General features: G+C 62.8%; 18 protein-coding genes. 10 read left to right on the top strand and 8 right to left on the bottom strand.

Translation table 11 applies throughout. The annotated features are described in order from the left end of the window. Positions 1-68: 68 nt before the first annotated feature. The 4 genes from IPJ87_13735 to IPJ87_13720 all read right to left on the bottom strand — a co-directional run bounded on the left by IPJ87_13735 (position 69) and on the right by IPJ87_13720 (position 7,044). Positions 69-704, bottom strand: coding sequence for a response regulator transcription factor (locus tag IPJ87_13735; GenBank protein MBK7942912.1), 636 nt, complete (start codon positions 702-704; stop codon positions 69-71). A gap of 27 nt (positions 705-731) precedes the next feature. After that, positions 732-2,621: a hypothetical protein gene (locus tag IPJ87_13730; GenBank protein ID MBK7942911.1), complete on the bottom strand. Its 1,890-nt coding sequence runs from the start codon at positions 2,619-2,621 to the stop codon at positions 732-734. A gap of 345 nt (positions 2,622-2,966) precedes the next feature. After that, the gene (locus IPJ87_13725) at positions 2,967-4,985 is read right to left on the bottom strand and encodes a sensor histidine kinase (protein ID MBK7942910.1); all 2,019 of its coding nucleotides are present in this window, start codon (positions 4,983-4,985) and stop codon (positions 2,967-2,969) included. Positions 4,986-5,031: 46 nt separating this feature from the next. Then, positions 5,032-7,044, bottom strand: a complete 2,013-nt coding sequence (locus IPJ87_13720) for an ATP-binding protein (protein ID MBK7942909.1) — start codon at positions 7,042-7,044, stop codon at positions 5,032-5,034. Between the two features lie 129 nt (positions 7,045-7,173). Between IPJ87_13720 and IPJ87_13715 the strand changes: the two genes are divergently transcribed. The 10 genes from IPJ87_13715 (at position 7,174) to IPJ87_13670 (ending at position 20,131) form a co-directional block, all read left to right on the top strand. Beyond that, positions 7,174-7,701: a delta-60 repeat domain-containing protein gene (locus tag IPJ87_13715; protein ID MBK7942908.1), complete on the top strand. Its 528-nt coding sequence runs from the start codon at positions 7,174-7,176 to the stop codon at positions 7,699-7,701. After that, positions 7,674-9,995, top strand: coding sequence for a hypothetical protein (locus tag IPJ87_13710; protein MBK7942907.1), 2,322 nt, complete (start codon positions 7,674-7,676; stop codon positions 9,993-9,995). Before IPJ87_13715 ends, IPJ87_13710 begins: the two co-directional genes overlap by 28 nt. A 684-nt stretch (positions 9,996-10,679) precedes the next feature. Then, positions 10,680-10,925, top strand: a complete 246-nt coding sequence (locus IPJ87_13705) for a hypothetical protein (protein MBK7942906.1) — start codon at positions 10,680-10,682, stop codon at positions 10,923-10,925. A gap of 72 nt (positions 10,926-10,997) precedes the next feature. After that, positions 10,998-11,255 (top strand): hypothetical protein, encoded by a 258-nt coding sequence (locus tag IPJ87_13700; protein MBK7942905.1) that lies wholly within the window; start codon positions 10,998-11,000, stop codon positions 11,253-11,255. Positions 11,256-11,369: 114 nt separating this feature from the next. After that, positions 11,370-11,540, top strand: coding sequence for a hypothetical protein (locus tag IPJ87_13695; protein ID MBK7942904.1), 171 nt, complete (start codon positions 11,370-11,372; stop codon positions 11,538-11,540). Positions 11,541-11,822: 282 nt separating this feature from the next. Then, on the top strand, positions 11,823-12,437 hold the full coding sequence (locus IPJ87_13690; protein ID MBK7942903.1) for a TetR/AcrR family transcriptional regulator: 615 nt from the start codon (positions 11,823-11,825) through the stop codon (positions 12,435-12,437). Beyond that, entirely contained in the window at positions 12,437-13,768 is a 1,332-nt protein-coding gene (locus IPJ87_13685) for a TolC family protein (protein ID MBK7942902.1), read from the top strand. The genes IPJ87_13690 and IPJ87_13685 overlap by 1 nt, the downstream gene beginning before the upstream one ends. 38 nt (positions 13,769-13,806) lie before the next feature. Next, complete coding sequence (locus IPJ87_13680; GenBank protein ID MBK7942901.1) at positions 13,807-14,961, top strand: efflux RND transporter periplasmic adaptor subunit; 1,155 nt, start codon at positions 13,807-13,809, stop codon at positions 14,959-14,961. A gap of 12 nt (positions 14,962-14,973) precedes the next feature. After that, positions 14,974-18,483, top strand: coding sequence for an efflux RND transporter permease subunit (locus IPJ87_13675; protein MBK7942900.1), 3,510 nt, complete (start codon positions 14,974-14,976; stop codon positions 18,481-18,483). Between the two features lie 172 nt (positions 18,484-18,655). Further along, positions 18,656-20,131: an SLC13/DASS family transporter gene (locus IPJ87_13670; GenBank protein MBK7942899.1), complete on the top strand. Its 1,476-nt coding sequence runs from the start codon at positions 18,656-18,658 to the stop codon at positions 20,129-20,131. 47 nt (positions 20,132-20,178) lie between these two features. On the opposite strand, the gene IPJ87_13665 is transcribed toward IPJ87_13670, so the two are convergent. From IPJ87_13665 to IPJ87_13650, 4 genes are all read right to left on the bottom strand, one after another. Continuing rightward, entirely contained in the window at positions 20,179-20,700 is a 522-nt protein-coding gene (locus IPJ87_13665; protein ID MBK7942898.1) for a DinB family protein, read from the bottom strand. 76 nt (positions 20,701-20,776) lie between these two features. Then, positions 20,777-21,121 carry a DUF86 domain-containing protein gene (locus IPJ87_13660; GenBank protein ID MBK7942897.1) on the bottom strand — a complete coding sequence of 115 codons (345 nt, stop codon included), beginning with the start codon at positions 21,119-21,121 and terminating at the stop codon, positions 20,777-20,779. After that, positions 21,093-21,422 carry a nucleotidyltransferase domain-containing protein gene (locus IPJ87_13655; GenBank protein MBK7942896.1) on the bottom strand — a complete coding sequence of 110 codons (330 nt, stop codon included), beginning with the start codon at positions 21,420-21,422 and terminating at the stop codon, positions 21,093-21,095. The genes IPJ87_13660 and IPJ87_13655 overlap by 29 nt, the downstream gene beginning before the upstream one ends. A 17-nt stretch (positions 21,423-21,439) precedes the next feature. After that, positions 21,440-21,850, bottom strand: coding sequence for a RidA family protein (locus IPJ87_13650; GenBank protein ID MBK7942895.1), 411 nt, complete (start codon positions 21,848-21,850; stop codon positions 21,440-21,442). Positions 21,851-21,997: the final 147 nt, after the last annotated feature.

The following is a 21,997-nucleotide window of genomic DNA, read 5'->3' as shown; positions in this document are numbered from 1 at the left end:
ACGGCAAAACACGCGTTGCACGAAGAGCCCATCAATAACCCGGTCGGGTTAAGCCGCGTGGCAGCAGCTCATGGCCCCGGAAAAACTTTCCGGATCGCCTCCATCTTTCCGCCCACCTGCAACTTGCTGTAGATGCGCCGCACGTGAACACGGATGGTCTCGGTGCTCAGTTCCAGTTTGGCGCCGATCTCCTTGTACTGCAGTCCGGCGGCAAGGCCATCCAGCACCTGCTTTTCGCGCTCGCTCAGCTTCTCGTCGTTGATGCGTTGCGTGCTCTCCTTCTGGAAGCTGTTCACCACCAAGCGCGCGATCGCGCTGTTCATAGGCGAGCCTCCCTTGCGGATATCACGCACGGCATCCAGGAGTTCTTCGGCCGGAGTGCTCTTCAGTAAGTAGCCCGTGGCACCGGCGCATAGCGCTTCGAAGATGTACGTCGGGTTCTCGAAGATAGTGAGCATGAGGTATTGCACCTCGGGCTTCATGCGCTTCGCCTCACGCACGGTGTCGATCCCGTTGCGGCCCTCCATGTTGATGTCCATGAGCACCACCTGCACATCCAGCTCATCGAGTTTGGCCAGGTAATCATCACCACTTTCGAAAACGCGAACCACCTGCATATCACCACTGCGCTCGATGCGGCGACGGATCAGCTCCCGGAGCTCATCATCGTCCTCGACGATAGCGGTGCGGATGGTGGCGGCCATGTGCCGCAAGATAGCCAGGCCGTCCGATCAGCCCGGAAGCGGTGTTTGGAAGCGGACCCGGGTGCCCGCTCCAGGGCTGCTTTCCACCTGGATCTCTCCGTTCACACGCTGCGCCCGGCTCCGCATATTGGGCAGTCCATGGCCTTTCGTTCCGGCGGTCAGCATACCCACGCCATCGTCCTTCACTTCGAACTCGACCTGTGCTGCCGATGTGTGGAAGCGTACATGGATGTGCCCGGCCTTTGCGTACTTGATCGCGTTGTTCAACGCTTCGCGCAACATGAGGTAGATGTCCCGCTTGGTGGCGGGGTCGAGCGACCGGTCAGGGCCTTCATGTACGCAATCGATGGTGTGATCCACCTTGCTCCACTTGAGCATGCGTTCGCAATGCGCGCGGACACGTTCCGTTAAACCAGCAAGTGAGTCATGGTGTGGGTCGATGGACCAAACGATGTCGCCCAACGAGCGATTGGCTTCCCCGGCGATGCGCTCGATGTCATTTGCTATGGAAGACAAACCACTTGGTTCGCCTTGTGCAACCACCTTCGCTTCGGTACTGAGCATAACGAGCTTGGTAAGATCACTGCCGAGCTGGTCGTGCACATCGCGGGCGATACGTGTGCGCACCTCGCTGGCCTCGCGGGCACGCTCGCTAGCTAAAAGTCTGGACTGTGCCTCGAGGATCGCTTGGTTCGCACGACGCAGGATTTTGGTCCTGTTCCAGATGGCGGTTGCGGCACCGGCTGCGAACAGGAGCGCGGCCATCAACCAAGTGCGTCGGTTCTGTTCCTTGCCCAGTTCGTTGGCATGCTTCTTCGCAGCTGCACCCTGCTGTGCGAGGAAGGACAAGCTATCCTCCCGAATGGCTGCGTTGAAGTCCATAGCCATGAGGGCCTTCTCAGCATCAATCGCATGGAGGGTGTCCCCGAGGTCTTTCAGTTGTTCGGTCATGCGCAGCTCGTCACGTATTCGCCCCTGTCGGGCGTACAGTGACTTCAGGCGTTGGGCAGCCATGGAACGCTCGAGCAGCAGGGTCCTCCCTTGAGCGAGTTCAAGGATCTGTAACAGGTCGGCTTCCTCCCGCTTGAGATCCCCAAGGCGATCGAGAAGTTGAGCGCGCATCAACAGGCACGCAACGCAGCCGTGTGCGATGTTCATCTCCGTGGTTCGCTTGATGCAGGTATCGAGCTGTAGAAGCGCCCGTTCGAAGTCCTCCAAAGTGGTGTCGATCCGAGCGCGGAGGTAGTATGCATCGCCTAGCCAGTTGGGTCCGTCCAACTCATTGTTCCTTGCGAAGGAGCGGATACTGTCCACCAGCGGAACCGCATCGGTCGGCCTTCTTTGCCGAATGCGCAATGAGGCGAGTGCGACTCTCGCAGGCACACTGGCAAAACCTTCGGTCGCGGTCCCGATCGCCGCCACCAGATGGCTCTCCGCGCGGACCGTATCCCCAATCTGCATGTAGCACAGTCCGACCCTTCCGAGCAAAATGGGGGTCATGTACGGATGGTTGGATCGCTGTGACAATAGCAATGCGCCCTTGTACACCGGCATTGCCTTATCGGGTAGATCCATCGAGTTCAGCAACAGTCCAATATTATTTGCGGCCAGGATCCGATAGGCTGTGTCCTTCATCAGCACAGCCAGTTCCCGGAATCGCTCATAGCAGTGGACCGCCTCGCCGTACCGCTGATCCTCCCAATGTATCACTCCACGTATGTTCCATATCCTGGCCTCGGTGCGCATGGCCTTTCGACGCACCTTCTCGGAAGGGTGATCATGTAATTTCGCTGCGAGTGCGGACGCTCGTTGCAAATAGGGTTCGTGCAGTCTAGAGTTGGAGAGGTAGTTCCCCAATTCCGCGTTCAGTGCGAGCTGCACGGTGTCCATGCGGTTTGTGTCGAGCAGAGCCTTCATGGAATCTACCCAGACCTGATCCACATCTTGAGCGGCAAGACCAGGGCAGAGCACGCCGAGGAGCCATGCGAACAGCGCCGGTCTCAAGAGTTTGCGCCAACGCTGTTGCTGCCAATTGTGCTTAGGAGTTCTCAAAGGATGCCTAGGGCGGGAGCCCTCCCCAGCCGATGGCGGGCCGCATGCATGTGCGCGGTTCAGAATGGGTGGAACGACAGTTACCGGCCTCATCCAGAAATTAGTCAAATGGGATTGGCGCATGGGTTCACAATAATCCAACTCACTCGCCGTGTAGCGAAGATGGCAGCTCGTCAGTCAATATTAAATAACCCTCATTGGTTAATGCGGTTACTGCGTTGCCATTGCCCAATTGAACTCCACACATGCCCCCATGCCGGGCAAACTGTTCACCGATATTGTGCCACCGATCCGTTCCGCGCGCTGCCGCAGGTTCTCCAGGCCATGGCCGTTCGAGTTCGCGGGATCCATACCCACACCATCATCCTTCACCTCGAACTCCACCCGTACGGACGAAGTGCGGAAGCGCACGCTGATGTGCTTGGCTTGTGCGTATTTGATGGCGTTGTTCAGCGCCTCGCGCAGCATGAGGTAGATGTCCCGCTTGGTGGCGGGGTCGAGCGACCGGTCAGGGCCTTCGTGCACGCAATCGATGGTGTGCTCCACCTTGCTCCACTTGAGCATGCGTTCGCAATGCGCACGAACACGTTCGGTAAGACCCGCGAGCGAATCGTGGTGCGGATCGATGGACCAGACGATGTCGCCCAAGGAGCGGTTGGCTTCACCGGCGATGCGCTCGATGTCGTTGGCGATGTCCTGCATGCCGGTCGTATTGGTCTGCGCCACTTCTTTCGCCTCGGTGCTCAGGAGCACCAGCTTGGTGAGGTCGCTGCCGAGCTGATCATGCACATCGCGGGCGATGCGGGTGCGCACCTCGCTGGCCTCGCGGGCGCGCTCGCTCTCGACGAGCCTGACCTGCGCGTCCTCCAACGCACGCTTGGCCCGGCTCACGTATCGCACGCGCAAGGCGATCGAGATGGCGACCAGGCTTAGCAAGGCGAGCAGCCACCCTAGTGTGCTGCGCTGTTGGCGATGTGAGGACTCGGCACGGAACATGGCCAAGGCATGGTCCAGGCTGTCTCGTTCGGCTTGTTTCTCGTAAGCGTAACGGTATCCGTTGCGCAGCACTTCACGCTGGTTCTCCTCGCGCATGATGCTGTCGCTGAGCTGCACGATCCGCTCGTGCACGGACAAGGCTTCCTGCCATCGCCCCAAGTCCTTGAGCGCAGCGTACTTCACTTCCGCCGCGTCGCGCCGCAGGTTCAATTCCTCGGCGATCAGCGCGGCGCTGTCGGCGGCCAATGCGGCACGCAGTGCTTTCTCCGGATGGGCGGTCAATAACAGAACGTGACTTATGCCCACCAGTGCGTTGCCCAAACCCCATGGTAGGTCCTCAGTGCGGGCCATGGCCTCGGCACTGTTGTAGAATTCGAGTGCATCAGAATAGCGCCCCTGTTCCACCAGAAGCCCGGCGATCCGGTTGCGGACGTTCACGAGCCCATGGCGGTCGTCGATACGCATCCGCACAGCTTCGCTGCGCCTCAGCACGCGCATGGCCTGTGCCGTGTCACCGAGTTCCTCCAAGCAAGAACCGATCTCCTCCAGCTGTTTGCCGAGCTGGTGTTTATCGTCGAGTTCTTCGGCGATGGTGGCAGCACGCCTGTAGTGGTCGAGCGCTTCCTTCCAATCGCTTTGATTGAGGTACAGACCACCGAGGTTCGCAAGCGAGGTGCAGATCCCGCGCTTGTTGCCCAGTTGCTCTTGGATGCTCAAGCTGCGCATGTACAATTCCACCGCTCGCGCGTGATCGCCGCGGAGCATTTGCACACGGCCGAGGGCGTTGAGGTCGGTGGCGATGCCCGCGCTGTCCCGTAAACGTTCATGGAGCGCGAGCCCTTCGTTGTAGAGCGCGAGTGCTGAGTCGAGGTCGCCCAAGTACGAGAGCATGCTTGCCATGTTCGTGAGAACATCAGCCTGACCGTCATGATCCATATTGCGCTTGTGCAGGGCAAGGGCCGTGTCGTAGTGCAGCAGGGCTGTGCGCATGTCGCCTCGCACGTACCACACCGCAGCGAACAGCTCGCTTGCCCGTGCCTCGAAGACCTTGTTGTTCTTCGCGCGCGCCTCGCGGCGTAACGATGTCGCAAGTATGTAAGCGCTGTCAGGGTCGGAGAACAGGTAGCCGTCCCACACGAGGTCGTAAAAGGCGGTGAAGCGGAGGCTGTCCGGCGTGGTGCGGTCGAACGCAAGGGCTCTCAACGAATCCAGCCCCGTGTGTCCTGTGGCCAATAGAGCAAGGCACGAAGCGATGGTGGCAGAAAATGTTCGGGATCGCCTACACATGCGCAACAGGTTCCAAAGCCGCTTCGAAGGTGATCACTGTTCCTGAACGAGGAGCACTGCCTGCGGTCAGTTGTCCTCCCAGCCGTTCGGCCCGATGGTGCAGGTTGTTCAGACCATGGCCATTTCGTGCACTTGCCTCCATGCCCACGCCATCGTCCTTCACTTCGAACTCGACCTGCGTTGCCGATGAATGGAAGCGCACATGGATGTGCTTCGCCTTGGCGTACTTGACCGCATTGTTCAGGGCCTCGCGCAGCATGAGGTAGATGTCGCGCTTGGTGGCGGGGTCGAGCGACCGGTCGGGGCCTTCATGCGCGCAATCGATGGTGTGCTCCACCTTGCTCCACTTGAGCATGCGTTCGCAATGCGAACGAACACGTTCCGTAAGACCCGCGAGCGAATCGTGGTGCGGGTCGATGGACCAGACGATGTCGCCGAGGGAGCGGTTGGCCTCTCCGGCGATGCGCTCGATATCGCCGGTGATGTCTTGCAGGTCGGTCGTATCGGAATTCGCAACTTCCTTGGCCTCGGTGCTAAGTAGCACAAGCTTGGTAAGGTCGCTGCCCAGTTGATCATGCACGTCGCGGGCGATCCGGGTGCGCACCTCACTGGCCTCACGCGCCCGTTCGCTCTCTACGAGTTTCTGCTGTGCGTTGAGGATGGCCGCATTGGCACGACGCATATAACGTGCGCGGCTCCAAAAGGCCAAGGCCACCACCAGGGCAGTGATGCATACGCCGATGATCACGTAGAGCTTCGATCGGTCGCGTTGCTGCTGCTGCGCCACTTCAAGTGCTTGGGCGCGCTCCTTGGCAACTTGCTCCAGGCTATCGCGCAGCGCTTCTTCGAGGAATCGGGCGCTGAGCACTTCTTCGCGCCCGTTCATGCGTTGCACACTGTCCTTGAGGACCGACCACCGTTCGGTCATGCGCAGTGCATCGGCGGTGCGGCCTTGCAGTTTGTAGACCTCCTTCAGTCCGCTCGAAGCGTAGAGCATGGAGCCTTCATCGCCCAGCTCGCGCGCCACCCCAACGTTGCCGATTCGCTCCGCCAATGCAAGCCCCAGCTCGTACCACCTCGCCGCGTTCAATGGATCGCCGGAAAAGCGGTAACCGTCCCCGACCAGGTTGATGCAGCCGCATTGGGCCGTGGCGTCGCCCATGCGCTCGGCAAGCCTCGCGCACATCAAGGCCATCGAGAGCCCCTTGCCATACTGGCCCTCCTTGTAATGTAGCCGGATGAGCGGAGTGATCGCCGGTAACGAATCCCATGCGTTGCTCGACCGACCTGCCACTTGCAGGCTGCGCTCCAGCAAGGCCATCGCATCGGCACGTCTCTCTTGAATGCTACGGATGCGCGCACGTTCGTTCAGGACGAGGCACGAATCGCCGGGCGTGCCACGCACACATGAGTCGAGACAGGTCCAAGCGATGTCGTATTCGCCGCGATCAGCGTGGATGCCCGCGAGGTGCACCAACGCTTGGTTCTGAAGGAAGTGGTGCCCGATCGCCCGGACTATGCGCAACTCATCGCGGAACCCTTGTTCCGCTTTGTCTTTCGCGCCGGCAAGGCCATAGACCAGTCCCAGCGCGTCCAAGCACTCGCCCACCGCATGCTGGTGATCGCCTTCTTCGAAGTCGCGAATGGCCTGTTGGAAGGACGAGAGCGCCAAGGGGACATTGCGCTCGAACTTGGCGTGGTAGCCCGTGAAGAAGTGGTAGGCGCCGCGTGCGTGTCGGGCGCGCGCTTTTACGCGCGGATGATCCTGCGCAAGCAGTTCGGTGCTCAGCGCGTCGAGGCGTTCGAGGTATGGGTAGGCTTTCGGCGAGGTTGTCCACGATTCACATGCCCAGATGAGCATGGTGAGTTGCATGGTGTCCTTTTTCGCGGGATCCAGCAAAGGCACAATGGAGTCGAGGCGGGCGGGGTTCTCCTGCGCGTTTGTTCCGACCAGGCCTGCCCACACGGCAAGGGTGCACACGAACACGCGGTGGCAGATGGTCATGCAGCAAAGGAGCGAAAGAGGCCGCAGACTGAACAATAACCCGCGAGGGTGACGCCATGCGATCAACCCGAACGGGTTATTCCACATGAACATCAGGCACTGGAGCTTTGACGGATCCATCCATCACCCATGATACAGAAGCGCATCGCTCTCGGCGTAGTGTTCAGTTTGTTCGGCCTCCTGCTGAACGCGCAGAACCTCAGCATCGACCCCGCGTTCTGGCATTTGGATTATGGGCTGGGGCTTTGCGTGAATGAGGACACGGTGGCGGGCCGTATCCTGGTAGGAGGCGCGTTCGACAGGGTATCGCCACCAACCCCTGTACCCTACGGCGTGGAGCTGAATGCGACAAGCGGCTTTGCGACCGATGGCTTTCCCATTCCGGACAGTACGGTGCTGTGCGTGGTGCCCGATGGTTCGGGTGGCTGGATCATCGGTGGCGCTTTCACCAACATCGGAGGACAACCCCGGCAGCACCTCGCGCGCATACTTGCCGATGGGAGCCTTTCGCCGTGGAGCCCAGTGGTGAACGGAGATGTGCTCGCCTTGGCCCTGAAGGGGGACACCCTCTACCTGGGCGGTCAATTCAGTACCGTGAACGCTGCGGCGCTGGCAACAACCTCGCGGCCGTGCGCCTTTCCACCGGAGCGAACGTGACATGGGCAGCAGGCACGAGCAATGGCACGGTGTACTGCATGTCATTGAACAGCGGCAGGCTCTACGTTGGCGGTGACTTCAATACAGTGAACGGTGCTGCCCGGCCTCGTGGGGCATCCTTCACCGTGAGCAACCATGCGCTCACGAGCTGGACACCGAACGCCAATGGTACGGTGCATTGCATCGTGGCCACGCCCACGGTGGTCTATGTCGGTGGTGCGTTCACCTTGGTCAATCTGCTCACTGCCCGCAACCGCATCGCGGCCTTCCCGCCCACCTCCAACACACCGCAAGCCTGGAACCCCAATGCGAACGGCATCGTGCGCGCGATGGCCCTCTCCGGCACCAACGTCTTCTTCGGCGGCGATTTCACCACGGTGTCCGCGACGGCCCGCAACCACATCGCTTTGGTGAATGCGAGCGGCGTTCTGCATAGCTGGAGCAGAGAGTTGAACGGCGACGTGCACTGTCTCGCTGTTGCCAACAACACGCTCTATGCGGGCGGTGATTTCACGTTGGTGGATGGTTCGGGTCGGCAACGGCTCGCGGCCTTCGCTGTGCCGAGCTCAGGGTTGCCTATCATCACGGATTGGTCTTCGGCGACAGAGAACACGGTGATGGCCATGGCAACCCAAGGAAGCAAGCTCTTCATCGGTGGCGTATTCAAGCGCGGCGGCGGGCTTTCGCGTCGCAACCTCGCCGCTTTCGATCGGCAAACCGGTCTGCCAACGTCTTGGGCACCACAAGCCAATGGGGCAGTGCATGCACTGGAGCGAGCAGGAACAGGTGCCGTGTACGCCGGTGGTGATTTCACCCTGATCGGTGGCGCCGGTCGCGTGGGCCTTGCGGCGATCGACCCGGTCACAGCAAGTGCGCTCCCATGGATGGTATCGCCGGATACGGTCCATGTGACCGACATGGCCTTGCAGGGCGACACGCTGTTCGTTTGTGGTTCATTCCGGTTCATTGCCGGCCAGCCGCGAGAGCACTTGGCCGCGATCTCCATCAGCGGCGCGGCCACGCTTCCATGGGCCGTACCTCTCGGCACGGAGGACGAGCCCGAGGACATTCTCCTGGACAACGACACGCTTTTCGTGTGTGGGCATATTGCTTCCATTGGTGGACAACCGCGCGAGCGGGTGGGTTCCATCAAAGTGTCCACCGCCTCCGTGCTGCCCCTTGCGGTGGATTTTGCCCAACCGGGCAGTGCCTGGCAATTGGCCAAGACGGATGGCAAGCTTTTCATCAGTGGGTTGAATGATGATCTGGGCTTTCCCCTGAACACCAATATGATATTGGATGCCGGCACCGGTGCAGCCGCACCATACACCATATCGGGTTATCCATGCGCAACGGCGTACGATGGCCGCTTTTACACGGCGGCCAATTTTGCAGCTATCCATGATGCCCGCACCGGGATTCAGCTCGCGGCACAGGCAGTCCCCAGCATGTGGGCGTTGGATATCATCAGAGCGCGGAACGGGGACCTGTTCATGGTGGGGAACCCCTTTGAGCCGATCAACAGCGTTGTTCATCTGCGCGCCGAGCCGTGCAACACGATCCGCGTCATGTTGGATGGACCCTTCCAGAATGGCGGCATGGAGAATCCCCTGCGGGATGGAGCGATCCTTCCGCTCGTTGAACCGTACACGTCGCTGGGTTATGTGCACAGTGGTGATGGTGGAGGAGAGGTGGCTCCCGCCAGTATCTACACCGCATCGCTGTCAGGGAGCGCGGGCGCCGAAGTGGTGGATTGGGTACTGGTGGAATACCGCGACCCATTGGATGCCGCGAACGTTGTCGCCTCGCTCAGTGGACTGCTGCTGACGAACGGGATCATACGATCGAGCAACTGGGCCCAACTGCCCACGTTCACCCCGGACCCCAACGGCTCGTACTACGTGGCCGTACGCCACCGCAATCACCTGGGGGTGATGACCGCACAACCGGTCGACTTCTCCACCAGTCCGTTCATCGACTTCTCCTTGCCCGCCACGCCCGTCTTTGGGAACAATGCCCGCATGACCAATGGCAGTGTCGCCACATTGTGGAGCGGTGATGTGAATTTCGATGGCACTATCAAGTATACGGGGGCCGCCAATGACCGCGATCCCATCTTGGTGAGCGTTGGAGGCCTTTCGCCGAACAGCATCCTGAGCGGCGTGTACAGTGCAAGCGACGTGAACATGGACGGACTGGTGAAGTACACGGGGAACAAGAACGATCGCGATAGGGTCCTGCTGAGCATCGGTGGCACCACACCCAGCAGCACTCGCTCCGACCAGCTTCCGTAGGCCGGGTGCCGGTCGACCCGAACGGGTTATTCCCACCTGCCCATGCAGCCCTGAGCTTCGCGGGATCAAACAAGAGCGCAGGTGCACCAAGGTCCTCTGCACGGTCGTTGTCCTTGCATTCGCAACGTTCACACGTGCCCAGTCCTTCGAGCTGGACACCACCTGATGGATCACCGATGACCTCTTCGTCGGCGGGGACTTCACGCAGGCTTCCGGCCAGCCACGTGGTCGCCTCGCGGTGTACAGCACCAGCACGCGTCAGCTGTCCACCGCGTGGGATACCGGTCCCAATGGGCCGTACATGCCTTGGCGTTCGCCCTCTATGGTGTTGTGGTCGGTGGTGACTTCTCGGCGGTGGATGGGCTCGCCCGGAGCAACCTGACCAGCCTTGACCGGGCCGATGGAGCAGTGCTGGCCTTCACAGGTCGCACCATCAGCCTGGTGGACCGCAACGCGGCGGACACTCAGAACCTGTTTGCAATACCCCCTTTTGAAGCGAGCGCTGAGGATTTGGCGACCAGACGAGACGCGAGAATAGGAGCATAGCCGGAGCTACGTGGCTGTTCTCGCGGCGAAGTATGGTCGTAAAAGACCAACGCGCAGCCAAATGCGGGTATTGCAAACAGGTTCTCAGACGGAGCTCAGGGCCTTCGACCCGGTCGGCAGGGCATCGCGTCCGCGGCCTTGGTGGTGAACAATGCGGCCAACGAACTGATCGCTTTGGCGGATGGGGACCTGCTGATGGGTGGGCGGTTCACGGAGGTCGGAGGGCGCGCGGTGCGGCACTTCGCCCGCGTGAAGGTCACGCCCTCCCTGCGCATCCGTGCGTTCCTGCAAGGCCCGTTCGATGCGGGGAGCAGGCTGATGGGCAACAATCTCTCGCAGATCCAGGCGATACCGCTGCAGGAGCCCTGCACGGCGATGGGCTAGGTGCACAGCCGTGGAGGAGGTGGGGAAACGGTCAGCACAGCGATCCATGGAGGCCTTGGTGCGACCGGTGTCATGGATTGGGTGGTGGTGGAACCGCGGGACCCCACGGATCCGTCGCTCATCGTGGCCTCGCGCTCGGCGTTGTTGCGTTGCGATGGCCTGGTCGTGGACCACACACAGGCTCCGCTCCGGCCCTTCGGCCCGGACCCGGACGGTACCTGCCACATCGCCATCCGCCATCGCAATCACTTGGGCGCCATGACCGCCAACCCCGGAGCCTTCGGGCAGAACACCCTGGCGGACTTCGCGGCCGGCGGAGCGGACACCTAGGGCACCGATGCGGTCTGGTCGGGACTGTTCTATGGTCTGCTTTGGTCCGGAGACACCAATTTCGATGGTACGATCAAGTACACGTGCTCCAACAATGACCGCGACCCCATCCTGTTGGCCATCGGTGGCAGTGTACCGACGAACACGGCGATCGGCTACTTCAATGCGGACAACACGATGAACGGTGTGGTGAAATACACCGGCTCGCTGAACGACCGTGACCCGTTGCTGGTGAATACAGGCGGAAGTGTGCCGACCAGCGTCCGGCACGACCAGTTGCCCTGAGGTGTCCTGGACCCTCCCGCTTTCCGCCACCCGCCTCCGGCCACCGGCCACCCGCTTAGCGCCTGCAGCGGCCCACTGCTCGGCGCCCTGTGCCCCTCTGCGTGAGGTCGGGCCCACCGTGGCCGTCCGGTCGCCCTGCCGCTGCCTCCATCTGCCAGCCTCAGGCCATCCGCCTCCGGCCGTTCATCCCCGCGGATCAACCGCCCATCACGTTGGAAACAAAACGTGTTGCAAAACGTTTCCGGTGTGCTGTACGTTTGCGCCCCTTCCGAACACCTCGTCATGGACGCCAAGAAGCGCGAACTCCTCGAACAGGCCCTCAAGCTGTTCATGCGCCTGGGCATCAAGAGCATGACCATGGACGAGGTAGCCACCCAGTTGCGCGTCAGCAAGAAGACGCTGTACGAGCACTTCACCGACAAGAACGACCTGGTGGAGCAGGCGGTGGCCATGACCTGCGACTTCCACCGCGACAGCATCAACGCCATCTGCCGGCGCGGGCTGAACGCGATCGACGAGAACGAGGAGATCACCCGCTTCATCGTGGGCCAGATCGGCCACATGCACCCCAGTGTGCAGTTCGACCTGCAGAAGTACCATCCGCGGGCCTGGGACATCATGGAGCATCGCGAGCAGGAGGACATCACCACCTGTGTGTCCACCAACCTGCGAAAGGGGGTGATCGAGGGCTTCTACCGGGAGGACCTGGACGTGGAGGTGATCACCCGCCTGTATATCGCCCGCATCGATTCCACCTGGGACGGCCGGGTGTTCCCCCCGGAGCGCTTCAGCCTGCCCGATGTGCTGTGGAAGCACCTGGAGTACCACATCCGCGGCATCGCCAGCAAGAAAGGCATCGCCTACCTGGAGAAGAAAGCCAAGAAAGAACGCGCCTGATGAGAACCCTGCCCACCCTTCTGGTCCTCGCCTGCACCCTCGCCGCCTTGCACCCGCCCGCGGCGGCCCAGGGCCCCATGGGCATCAGCCTGAAGCAGGCCCTGGACCTGGCCGCCCGCCAGAGCTACGCCGTGCAGAACAGCGAACTGGCCGCCGCCAAGGCCCGGGCCCGCGTGAAGGAAGTGCTCGCCATCGGCCTGCCCCAGGTGGAGGTCACCGGCGGACTGAACAACTACATCGACGTGCCCACCAGCGTGGTGCCCAACTTCTTCGGCGGCGAACCGGAGTTCCTCGAGGTGCAGTTCGGCGTGCCCTGGACGGTGACGGGCGCCGCCCAGTTGAGCCAGCTACTGTTCGACGGCAGCTACCTCGTGGGCCTGGAGGCCACTCGCGAGCTGAAGATCCAGAGCGAGCAGGAGCTGGAGAAGGCCCGCGCCGACGCCATGGCCCAGGCCGCCAAGGCCTATCTGGGCGCGCTGGCCGCCCGCGAAGGCGCCCGCTTGGCCGCCGAAAGCGTGCCCGTGCTGGAGAAGAGCCTGCGCGAGGCCGAAGGCATGGTGCAGGTGGGTTTCATGGAGAACACCGACACCGACCGCCTCGCCATCGCCCTGGCCAGCGCCCGCGACCGCGCCCGCAGCTTCGCCCAGCAGGAAAGCGTGGCCCTGGCCTACCTGCGCCTCGTGCTCGGCCTGGCCGCCGACACGCCCCTGGAGCTCACCGACGACCTGCGCACCATCGTGGACGACACCGACGAGAAGAACCTGGTGACGCGCGCCATCGACCTCAACACCCACATCGACCACCAGCTGGCCAACACCCTGGTGCGGCTGCAGACCATGGACGTGCGCAACCAGAAGGCGGCCTACATGCCCAAGCTGTACGGCTTCCTGAGCCACCAGCGGCAGAGCTTCGGCACCAACGGGCCCATCGAGACCGACTGGTTCCCGGCCACGCTCTGGGGCGTGAACCTCACGGTGCCCATCTGGAGCAGCGGCATGCGCGGCAACAAGGTGAAGCAGGCCAACATCACCCTGGAGCAGACGCGCGTGAACCTGAAGGCCACCGAACAGCGTCTGCTGGCCGAGGCCGAGGAGCGCTCCGAGAAGGCCCTCGCCGCCGAGGAGAGCTACCGCAGCGAGCTCGCCAGCCTGGACCTGGCCAGGCGCATCTTCGACCGCACCAGCATCAAGTTCACCAACGGCCTGGCCAGCAGCTTCGAGCTCAACCAGGACCAAAGCCAATACCTGCAGGCCCAGCAGCTCTACGTGCAACGCCTGGCCGAACTGCTGATGGCCCGTGTGGACCTGCGCCGCAGCCTCGACCTCTACTGATCCGCAACCCCGCATCGCCCCACCGGGCACCGACCCCCATGAAACAGACGATCGTGTTGATGACCCTGGCGGCCCTGATCGCCGCCTGCGGCGCCGCCCCGGCCACCGGTGATGTGGGCCGCAAACACCAGGAGCTCGACAGCCTGAAGGCCAACCATGCCGCCACCGGCGAACTGATCAAGGAGGCACAGGCCTGGCTCGTGGCGAATGACAGCAGCCTGCAGCGCGCCCTTACCAGCGTCACCGTGCACGACCTCGCGCTCGGCGCATTCGCGCATGAAGTGCAGGTGCACGGCACCGTGAAGGCCGATCAGAACGCGCTGCTCCACACCACCCTGGGCGGAACGGTGCGCGCCATCTTGGTGAGGCCCGGCATGAACGTGCGCAAGGGCCAGCGCATCGTGGACATCGACACCGACGCGCTGAGCAAGCAGATCGACCAGCTCGAAGCGAACCTGAAGCTCGCCAACGAAGTGTACGAGCGCCAGAGCAAGCTGTGGGGACAGAAGATCGGCAGTGAGATCCAGTACCTGCAGGCCAGGAGCAACAAGGAAGCGCTGGACGCGAGCATCGCCGGGCTGCGCGAGCAGTGGAACAGCGCGCAGATCATGGCGCCCTTCGATGGCGTGGTGGATGAGATCTTCCCCAACGTGGGCGACATGGCCAACCCGATGATGCCCGTGGCGCGCGTGGTGGCCCTGGGCCGTGCGAGCATCGAGTGCGACGTGGCCGAGGCCTACCTGAACAGCGTGAAGAGCGGTGATCCCGTGAACGTTCGCCTGAGCGGCACCGCCGATGCCTTCACCGCCACGGTGGAGCATGTGGGCCAGTACGTGAACCCGAACAACCGCACCTTCAAGGTCTCGCTGAAAGCGCCCGATGGCGTGAGGCTGCGCCCGAACCAGCTGGCCAGCGTGAGCATCCGCGACATGGCGCAGGAAGGCGCCATCGTGCTGCCCAGCCGCATGGTGATGGAGAACAGCAAGGGCGAGAGCTACGTGTTCGTGCTCGACGAGGACAACGGCACCGGCGTGGCGCACAAGCGCTTCGTGAAACCGCTGATGACCTATCAGGGCAACGTGATGGTGGCCCGCGACAGCACCGGCGGCCTGCAGGGCAACGAGCGCCTCATCGACGAGGGCGCGCGCCTGATCGTGGACCAGCAGCGCGTGAGCGTGCGCAAAGGCGCCTGATCCCACCTCCGCATGGAAACGCAGAACATGGCACACAAGGACAAGGAGTTCAGCTGGAGCAGCTGGGCGGTGGACAACAAGGTCACCGTGCTGGTGGTCACCGTGCTCATCGCCCTCACCGGCCTCATGGCCTACCTGGCCATGCCGCGCGAGGCCTTCCCGGAGGTGATCACGCCGGAGATCTACGTGGGCACCGCCTACCCCGGCAACGCGCCCAATGACATGGAGAAGCTCATCACGCGCCCGCTGGAGAAGGAGATCAAGTCCATCAGCGGCGTCGATGAGATCAACAGCACCAGCGTGCAGGGCTTCAGCAACATCCAGGTGAAGTTCAACTTCAACGTGACGCCCACCGAGGCGCTGCGCAAGGTGAAGGACGCCGTGGACAAGGCCATGGGCGACCCCGACTTCCCCAATGACCTGCCCGCCGAGCCGAACATCTTCGAGATGAACTTCAGCGAGCTGGTGCCGGTGATGTACATCAACCTCAGCGGCGACTACAGCCTGGAGCAGCTCAATGAATGGGCGGAGGAATTGGAGGACGCCATCGAGGACCAGCCCGGTGTGAGCAAGGTGGATATCCGCGGCGTGCCGAAGAAGGAGGTGCGCGTGGCCCTGGACCTGCACGCCATGGAGAGCCGCGAGGTGAGCTTCGATGATGTGGCCAACGCCATCCGCAGCGAGAACGTGAGCGTGAGCGGCGGCGAGGTGCTGATCGACGGCATGCGCCGCACCGTCACCGTCGATGGCCAGTTCACCGACATGGACCAGGTGCGCTCCATCATCGTGAAGCAGGAGAAGCTCGACATCGTGCGCATCGGCGAGATCGCCGATGTGGACTTCACCTACGAGGAGCCCAAGAGCTACGCCCGCGAGTTCGGCAAACCCGTGGTGATGCTCGACGTGCTGAAGCGCGCCGGCGAGAACCTGCTGGTGGTGAGCGACAGCGTGAACCATTTGCTCGCGCACATGAAGGCCACGCGCTTCCCCAGCGACCTCACCATCACCATCACCGGCGACCAGAGCGACCAGACCCGCACGCAGGTGGACGAGCTGGAGAACTCCATCATCTTCGGCGTGGTGCTGGTGGTGGGCGTACTGCTCTTCTTCCTCGGCCTGCGCAACGCCCTCTTCGTGGGCATCGCCATCCCGATGAGCATGCTGCTGAGCATCTTCCTGCTCAACATCTATGGCGTCACCCTCAACATGATGGTGCTCTTCAGCCTGGTGCTCGCGCTGGGCATGCTGGTGGACAACGGCATCGTGGTGATCGAGAACACCTACCGGCTCATGAGCGAGGGATACTCGGCATCGCGTGCCGCGAAGGCCGGCATCGGCGAGGTGGCCTGGCCCATCATCGGCAGCACCGCCACCACCGTGGCCGTGTTCCTGCCGCTGCTCTTCTGGCCGGGCATCATGGGCGAGTTCATGAAGTTCCTGCCCATCACGCTCATGATCGTGCTGAGCAGCTCGCTCTTCGTAGGCATCATCATCAATCCGGTGCTGGCCGCATTGTACATGAAGGTGAAGGAGCATGAGCCCACTGCGCGCAGGTCGTGGCGCCTGGCCCTGCGCTTCCTGGTGCCCGGCCTGGTGCTCTCGCTGGCCGGCCACTTCGGCGGTAGCACCGCCGTGTTCACCATCGGCAATCTGCTCTTCGCGGCGGGCCTGATGGTGCTGCTCAACCTCTACTGGCTCTTCCCGCAGACCAAGCGCTTCCAGGAGCGCACCTGGCCGAAGTTCGAGGAGTGGTACAAGCGCCGCCTCGACCGCATCCTCACCGGCCGCAAGCCGCTGTGGTACCTGCTGGGCACCTTCGGCCTGCTCATCTTCTCGTTCCTGCTCATGGGCGTGTTCCCACCCAAGGTGGAGTTCTTCCCCATCGGCGATCCGCAGTACGTGAACATCTACATCGAGGAGCCCATCGGCACCGATATCGCCAAGACCGACAGCGTGGCGCGCATCGTGGAGCAGCAGGTGCTGTCCATCCTCGACAAGCCCGCGTACAAGGACGGCGCGGAGAACTTCCTCATCAGCAGCGTGATCGCGCAGGTGGGCGAGGGCACCAGCGATCCCGCGCAAGGGCCCAGCCTGTTGCCCACGCCGCACAAGGCGCGCATCCAGGTGAGCTTCGTGAAGTTCGCCGACCGCAAAGGCATCAGCAGCACCGCCGTGATGGACGAGCTGCGCAAGGGCATCGACCCGGTGCCCGGCGCGGTGCTGACCGTGGAGAAGAACGCCGACGGCCCGCCGCAGGGCAAGCCCGTGAACATCGAGATCCGCGGCGGCGGCATCGAGGAGATGATCGCTGAGGCCACGCGCCTGAAGAAGCACATCGATGAGCTTGGCGTGCGTGGCGTGGAGGAGCTGAAGATCGACATCGAGCAGGGCAAGCCCGAGATGCCCTTGGAAGTGGACCGTAGCAAAGCGCGCCGCTTCAACGTGAGCACCTACGCCATCGGCGATGCCATCCGCACCGCGCTCTACGGCAAGGAGGTGAGCACCTACAAGGAAGGCGAGGACGATTACGACGTGGTGCTGCGTCTGAAGGACGAGTACCGCTACGATGCCGATGCGCTCATGAACATGCGCGTCACCTTCCGCGACCAGACCAACGGCCAGATCCGCCAGGTGCCTATCAGCGCCGTGGCCACCGCCGGCCGCACCAGCACCTTCAGCTCGGTGAAGCGCCAGGAACTGGACCGCGTGGTGAGCGTGCAGAGCAACTTGCTCGTGGGCTTCAACCCCACCGAGGTGGTGGACCAGATCAAGGCCGGGCTGGCGGGCTACGATAAGGACCCGCGCTACACCTACGTCTTCGCCGGTCAGATGGAGGAGCAGGCCAAGGAGATGAACTTCCTCAGCACCGCGCTGCTCATGGCCGTCTTCCTGGTCTTCCTCATCATCGTGCTGCAGTTCAACAGCGCCAGCAACCCGGCGATCATCATGACCAGCGTGCTCTTCTCGCTGATCGGCGTGCTCCTGGGCCTCATCATCTTCCGCATGGACTTCATCATCATGATGACCATGATCGGCCTGATCAGCCTGGCGGGCGTGGTGGTGAACAACGCCATCGTGCTCATCGACTTCATGAACCTGCTCATCAGCCGCCGCAAGGCCGAGCTGGGCGTCGCCGAAGAGGGCCGCCTGCCGCGCGAGGAGCTGCGCCGCGCGGTGGTGGAGGCCGGTGCGCGCCGTCTGCGTCCGGTGATCCTCACTGCCGTGACCACCGTGCTGGGCCTCATCCCATTGGCCATCGGCTTCAACATCAACTTCTTCACGCTCTTCACCGCTCTCGATCCGCAGTTCAGCCTTGGCGGCGACAACACCGTGTTCTGGGGCCCCATGAGCTGGGCGGTGATCTTCGGGCTCACCTTCGCCACCTTCCTCACCCTGGCCATCGTGCCCAGCATGTACCTGCTGCTCACGCGGTGGAAGTACAAGCGCGCGGAGAAGCGCGAGCGCCTGCGCGCACTGGAGGAAAAGGCTGAGATCGGCAGTGCTGGCGCGGCGCTGGCATGAGGAACTGAACGCGATCCACAACACGAAGGTCCCGGGAGCGGGGCCTTCGCCTTTCGGGAGCGACCCACACCGCACCCGGCACGATCCGCCGATCCTCATCGGCGGAGACACCGCCCGATCGCGGGCGGATGATACCTTGGAGCGGCCGTCCCGCCGGGACGGCCGCTCCCATATGCGCCGCTTCCTGCTCCTGCTTGCCGGTCCCGCTCTGGCCCTGCTGGTCTTTGTCCTGATGCGGTCTTTCGGCGGTCAGCCCGCGGCCATGGCGGGCCTCGTGGCCTGGATGGCCCTGTGGTGGATCAGCGAGGCGGTGCCCATCCCGGTCACGTCCATTCTGCCGCTCATCCTCTTCCCGCTGCTTGGCATCGATCCCGTTCCCGGCACCGCAGCGCACTACGGCAAGGAGATCATCTTCCTCTTCCTCGGTGGCTTCATCATCGCCTTGGGCATCGAACGCTGCGGTCTGCACCGGCGTATCGCCCTGGGCATCATGGCCCGCGTGGGCAGCAGCTCGGAGCGCCTCGTGCTGGGCGTGATGGTGACCTGCGCGCTGCTGAGCATGTGGATCAACAGCACCGCGGCCACACTGGTGATGCTGCCCATCGCATTGAGCCTGGTCGACGATGAGGACGCACCCTCCGATGCGCGCAAGCGCCTCACGGTGCCGTTGTTGCTCGGTGTGGCCTATGGCGCAACGGTGGGTGGTATGGCCACACCGGTGGGAACGCCGCCGAACCTCGTCTTCATCGCGCTGTGGAAGCAGCTGTATCCCGACCAGGCCAGCGTCGGTTTTGGCCAATGGATGGCCACGGGCCTTCCGCTTGCGATCATCTTCCTCGCGGTCGCGTGGCTTTTGCTCACGCGCATCGTCTTCAAGCTGAAGGGCGATTCGCTCGGCGGCGCCGATGCGGTGCGCGAACGCTTGAAGGCACTGGGCCGGGCTTCGCGCGATGAGTGGCTCGCTGGAAGCGTGTTCGCCTTGGTGGCCTTGCTCTGGATGACAGGCGATTCGCTGAGGCAAGGAGACAACGTGCTCTTCACCGGTTGGCGCGATCGCGCTGCCGCGCTGAAGGAGGTGAGCGATGCCGCTGTTGCGGTGATGGGAGCGGTGCTGCTCTTCCTCCTGCCCGCGAGCAAGCGCATGCGGCGACCGCACGATGCCTATGCCACACATGAAGAAGGCCGATCGCTCATGTCGTGGACCTTCGCCGAGCAGCGCGTGCCCTGGGGCGTGCTGCTGCTCATCGGCGGCGGCTTCGCGCTCGCAGCTGGCGTTGAAAGCACGGGCCTCAGCAACATCATCGGCGAAGCCATGGCGGGCCTCGGCTCCCTGCCCATGATGCTGTTGATCGGTGCCACCACATTGATCGTGTGCCTGCTCAGCGAGCTGGGCAGCAACACGGCCACGGCGAGCCTCACATTGCCGATCCTCGCTGCCATGGCCGAGCGCTGGGGTATGGATGCGCAGAGCATCCTGTGGCCCGCCGCATTGGGCGCGAGCCTGGGCTTCATGCTGCCCGTGGCCTCGCCCATGCAGACCATCGTCTTCGGGACCGGTCGCATCCCCATGCGCCAGATGGTGAAGACCGGCGTGTGGATGGACCTGATCGGGGTATTGCTGCTGATGCTCTTCTTCGGATGGCGTTGAGGGGCCCGGTCGTCGGTGCGCTCGCGCGTTCAGTGGCGCGTATGGCCTCAGGCCGTATCCCGCTCCACCAAGGCCTGGTGGTGCCGCACATGGTAGATGGTGAAGTAGAGCATCTCACGCACCGTCACTTTGCCGAGCAGCGGATGGGGCAGCAGCACGGTATCCAGATCATGCTCGGACCAGCCATCCACGCACCGGGTCAGCGAATGCACGGTCTTCCGTAGCGATCCGGCGATGCGTTCCACCTTGGTCGCGGGGACGGCAGGCGGAACAAAGACGCCGAACGCTCTTCCCCCGGCAGCCAGTTTCTCCGTGTAGCGCGCCACGATCGCATCGTAGTCCCGGGGCGGCCGGTTCGGCTTCCCGAACCACCAGCGCAGCAACCACCTCGGCAAGCGTACTGCGAGGGCGACCGGACGCACCCCGCGGAGGATATGCTCAAGGTGCTGAGCGGGGGTCCACTTGCCATTGCGCGACGCCGCGCGCGTGTGCATGGGTAGGCCGGACACGCGCGCAATGAACGCCTGATGGTGTTGCTGTAGTTCGTTGTTGATCTCGGAGCGGTCCATGCTTTGTACTAGATGGTCGCGATCACCTTCAGATCAATGGCGATCGGCGTGGGCGGGCAGTTGATCGTCCTGCGCTTCATTCGACGGTCGGATCTTGCAATTTGCCTACCGCTGCGGCTTTCAGTGCCGGCAGATGCACCTTGATCACGTGCCACACGATCTTGTCATCCACATTGTCATACGAGTGGATCAGCCGGTTCCGCATGGCCACGATCCGGTCCGCATCGGGGGGAAGACCTTCCGCTCCAAGTCTGCGCAAGTGGTGAATGGCCTCCCCGGTGATGGCCAGGCCGCGTTCCTCAGCCCATTTGGTTCGCCGATCGGCGTGATAGCCGTTCATACCATCGATGTCTCCGGTGAACGCATCGATCTCCTCGATCGCGGACAGCACGTCAGACCAATACTTCTTCGCTACGTCCATCGTAGATGAGGATCTTGGTCCGTTCGATCTCCGCGATGAGGTAGGGGTTGCGGAGGGATCCCCGCGTCAGCAGATCCACCGGACGTTGAAAGAAGGCCTCAAGGCCGTCCCACAAGTCGAGCAGAGCGCCGCCGGCCTCCAGGTCATCCAAGGGTTTCACATCCACCAGCACGTCCACGTCGCTGTCGTCCCGAAAATCGTCCCGAGTGCTCGACCCGAAGGCATAGAGCGAGCCCACCTGGCAGCGTTTGCACAGATCCAGGAAGCCCTGTCGGTCCTTGTTGATCAGGTCGGTGATCATGCTTCAAAGCCAGGTCTTCACACCGTCGCGATCACCTTCAGCTCAATGGCGATCGGCGTGGGCAGGCAATTGATCTCCAACGTCGTCCTGCACGGAGGGTCCTTCTCGAAGTACTCCTTCCACAGCCGGTTGTACGTGGGGAAGTCGTCCTTCATGTTGGTGAGGTAGACCGTCACGTCCACGATCTTCTCCCAGCTGCTGCCGCTGTCCTCGAGGATCCAGCGCACGTTCTGGAACACGCTGCGCACCTGCGTCTCGATGTCGTACGAAGTGATCGTGCCATCGGCGTTCAGTTCAACCCCGGGGATCTTCCTGGTGCCGCGTTCGCGCGGGCCCACGCCGCTCAGGAAGAGCAGGTCGCCCACGCGGCGGGCATGGGGGTAATGGCCGACGGGCTCGGGGGCTTTGTTGCTGGAGATGCTGGACATGGTGCGAAGATGGGACGCCGCCCCGCAGCCGCCAAAGCGGCGAGGCCCCGTCCCCGGGGCCTCGTCGTTCACTTCCGCTGCATGCGCCTGCGGTGCCGTCACCGCTTTTGCCCTCCCGGGCCCGGCACACACCGACCTCTCTGCTCG

The sequence above is a fragment of the Flavobacteriales bacterium genome (genome assembly GCA_016713875.1).
Taxonomy (GTDB): domain Bacteria; phylum Bacteroidota; class Bacteroidia; order Flavobacteriales_F; family PHOS-HE28; genus PHOS-HE28.
This window is presented reverse-complemented; position numbering and strand designations above follow the sequence as displayed.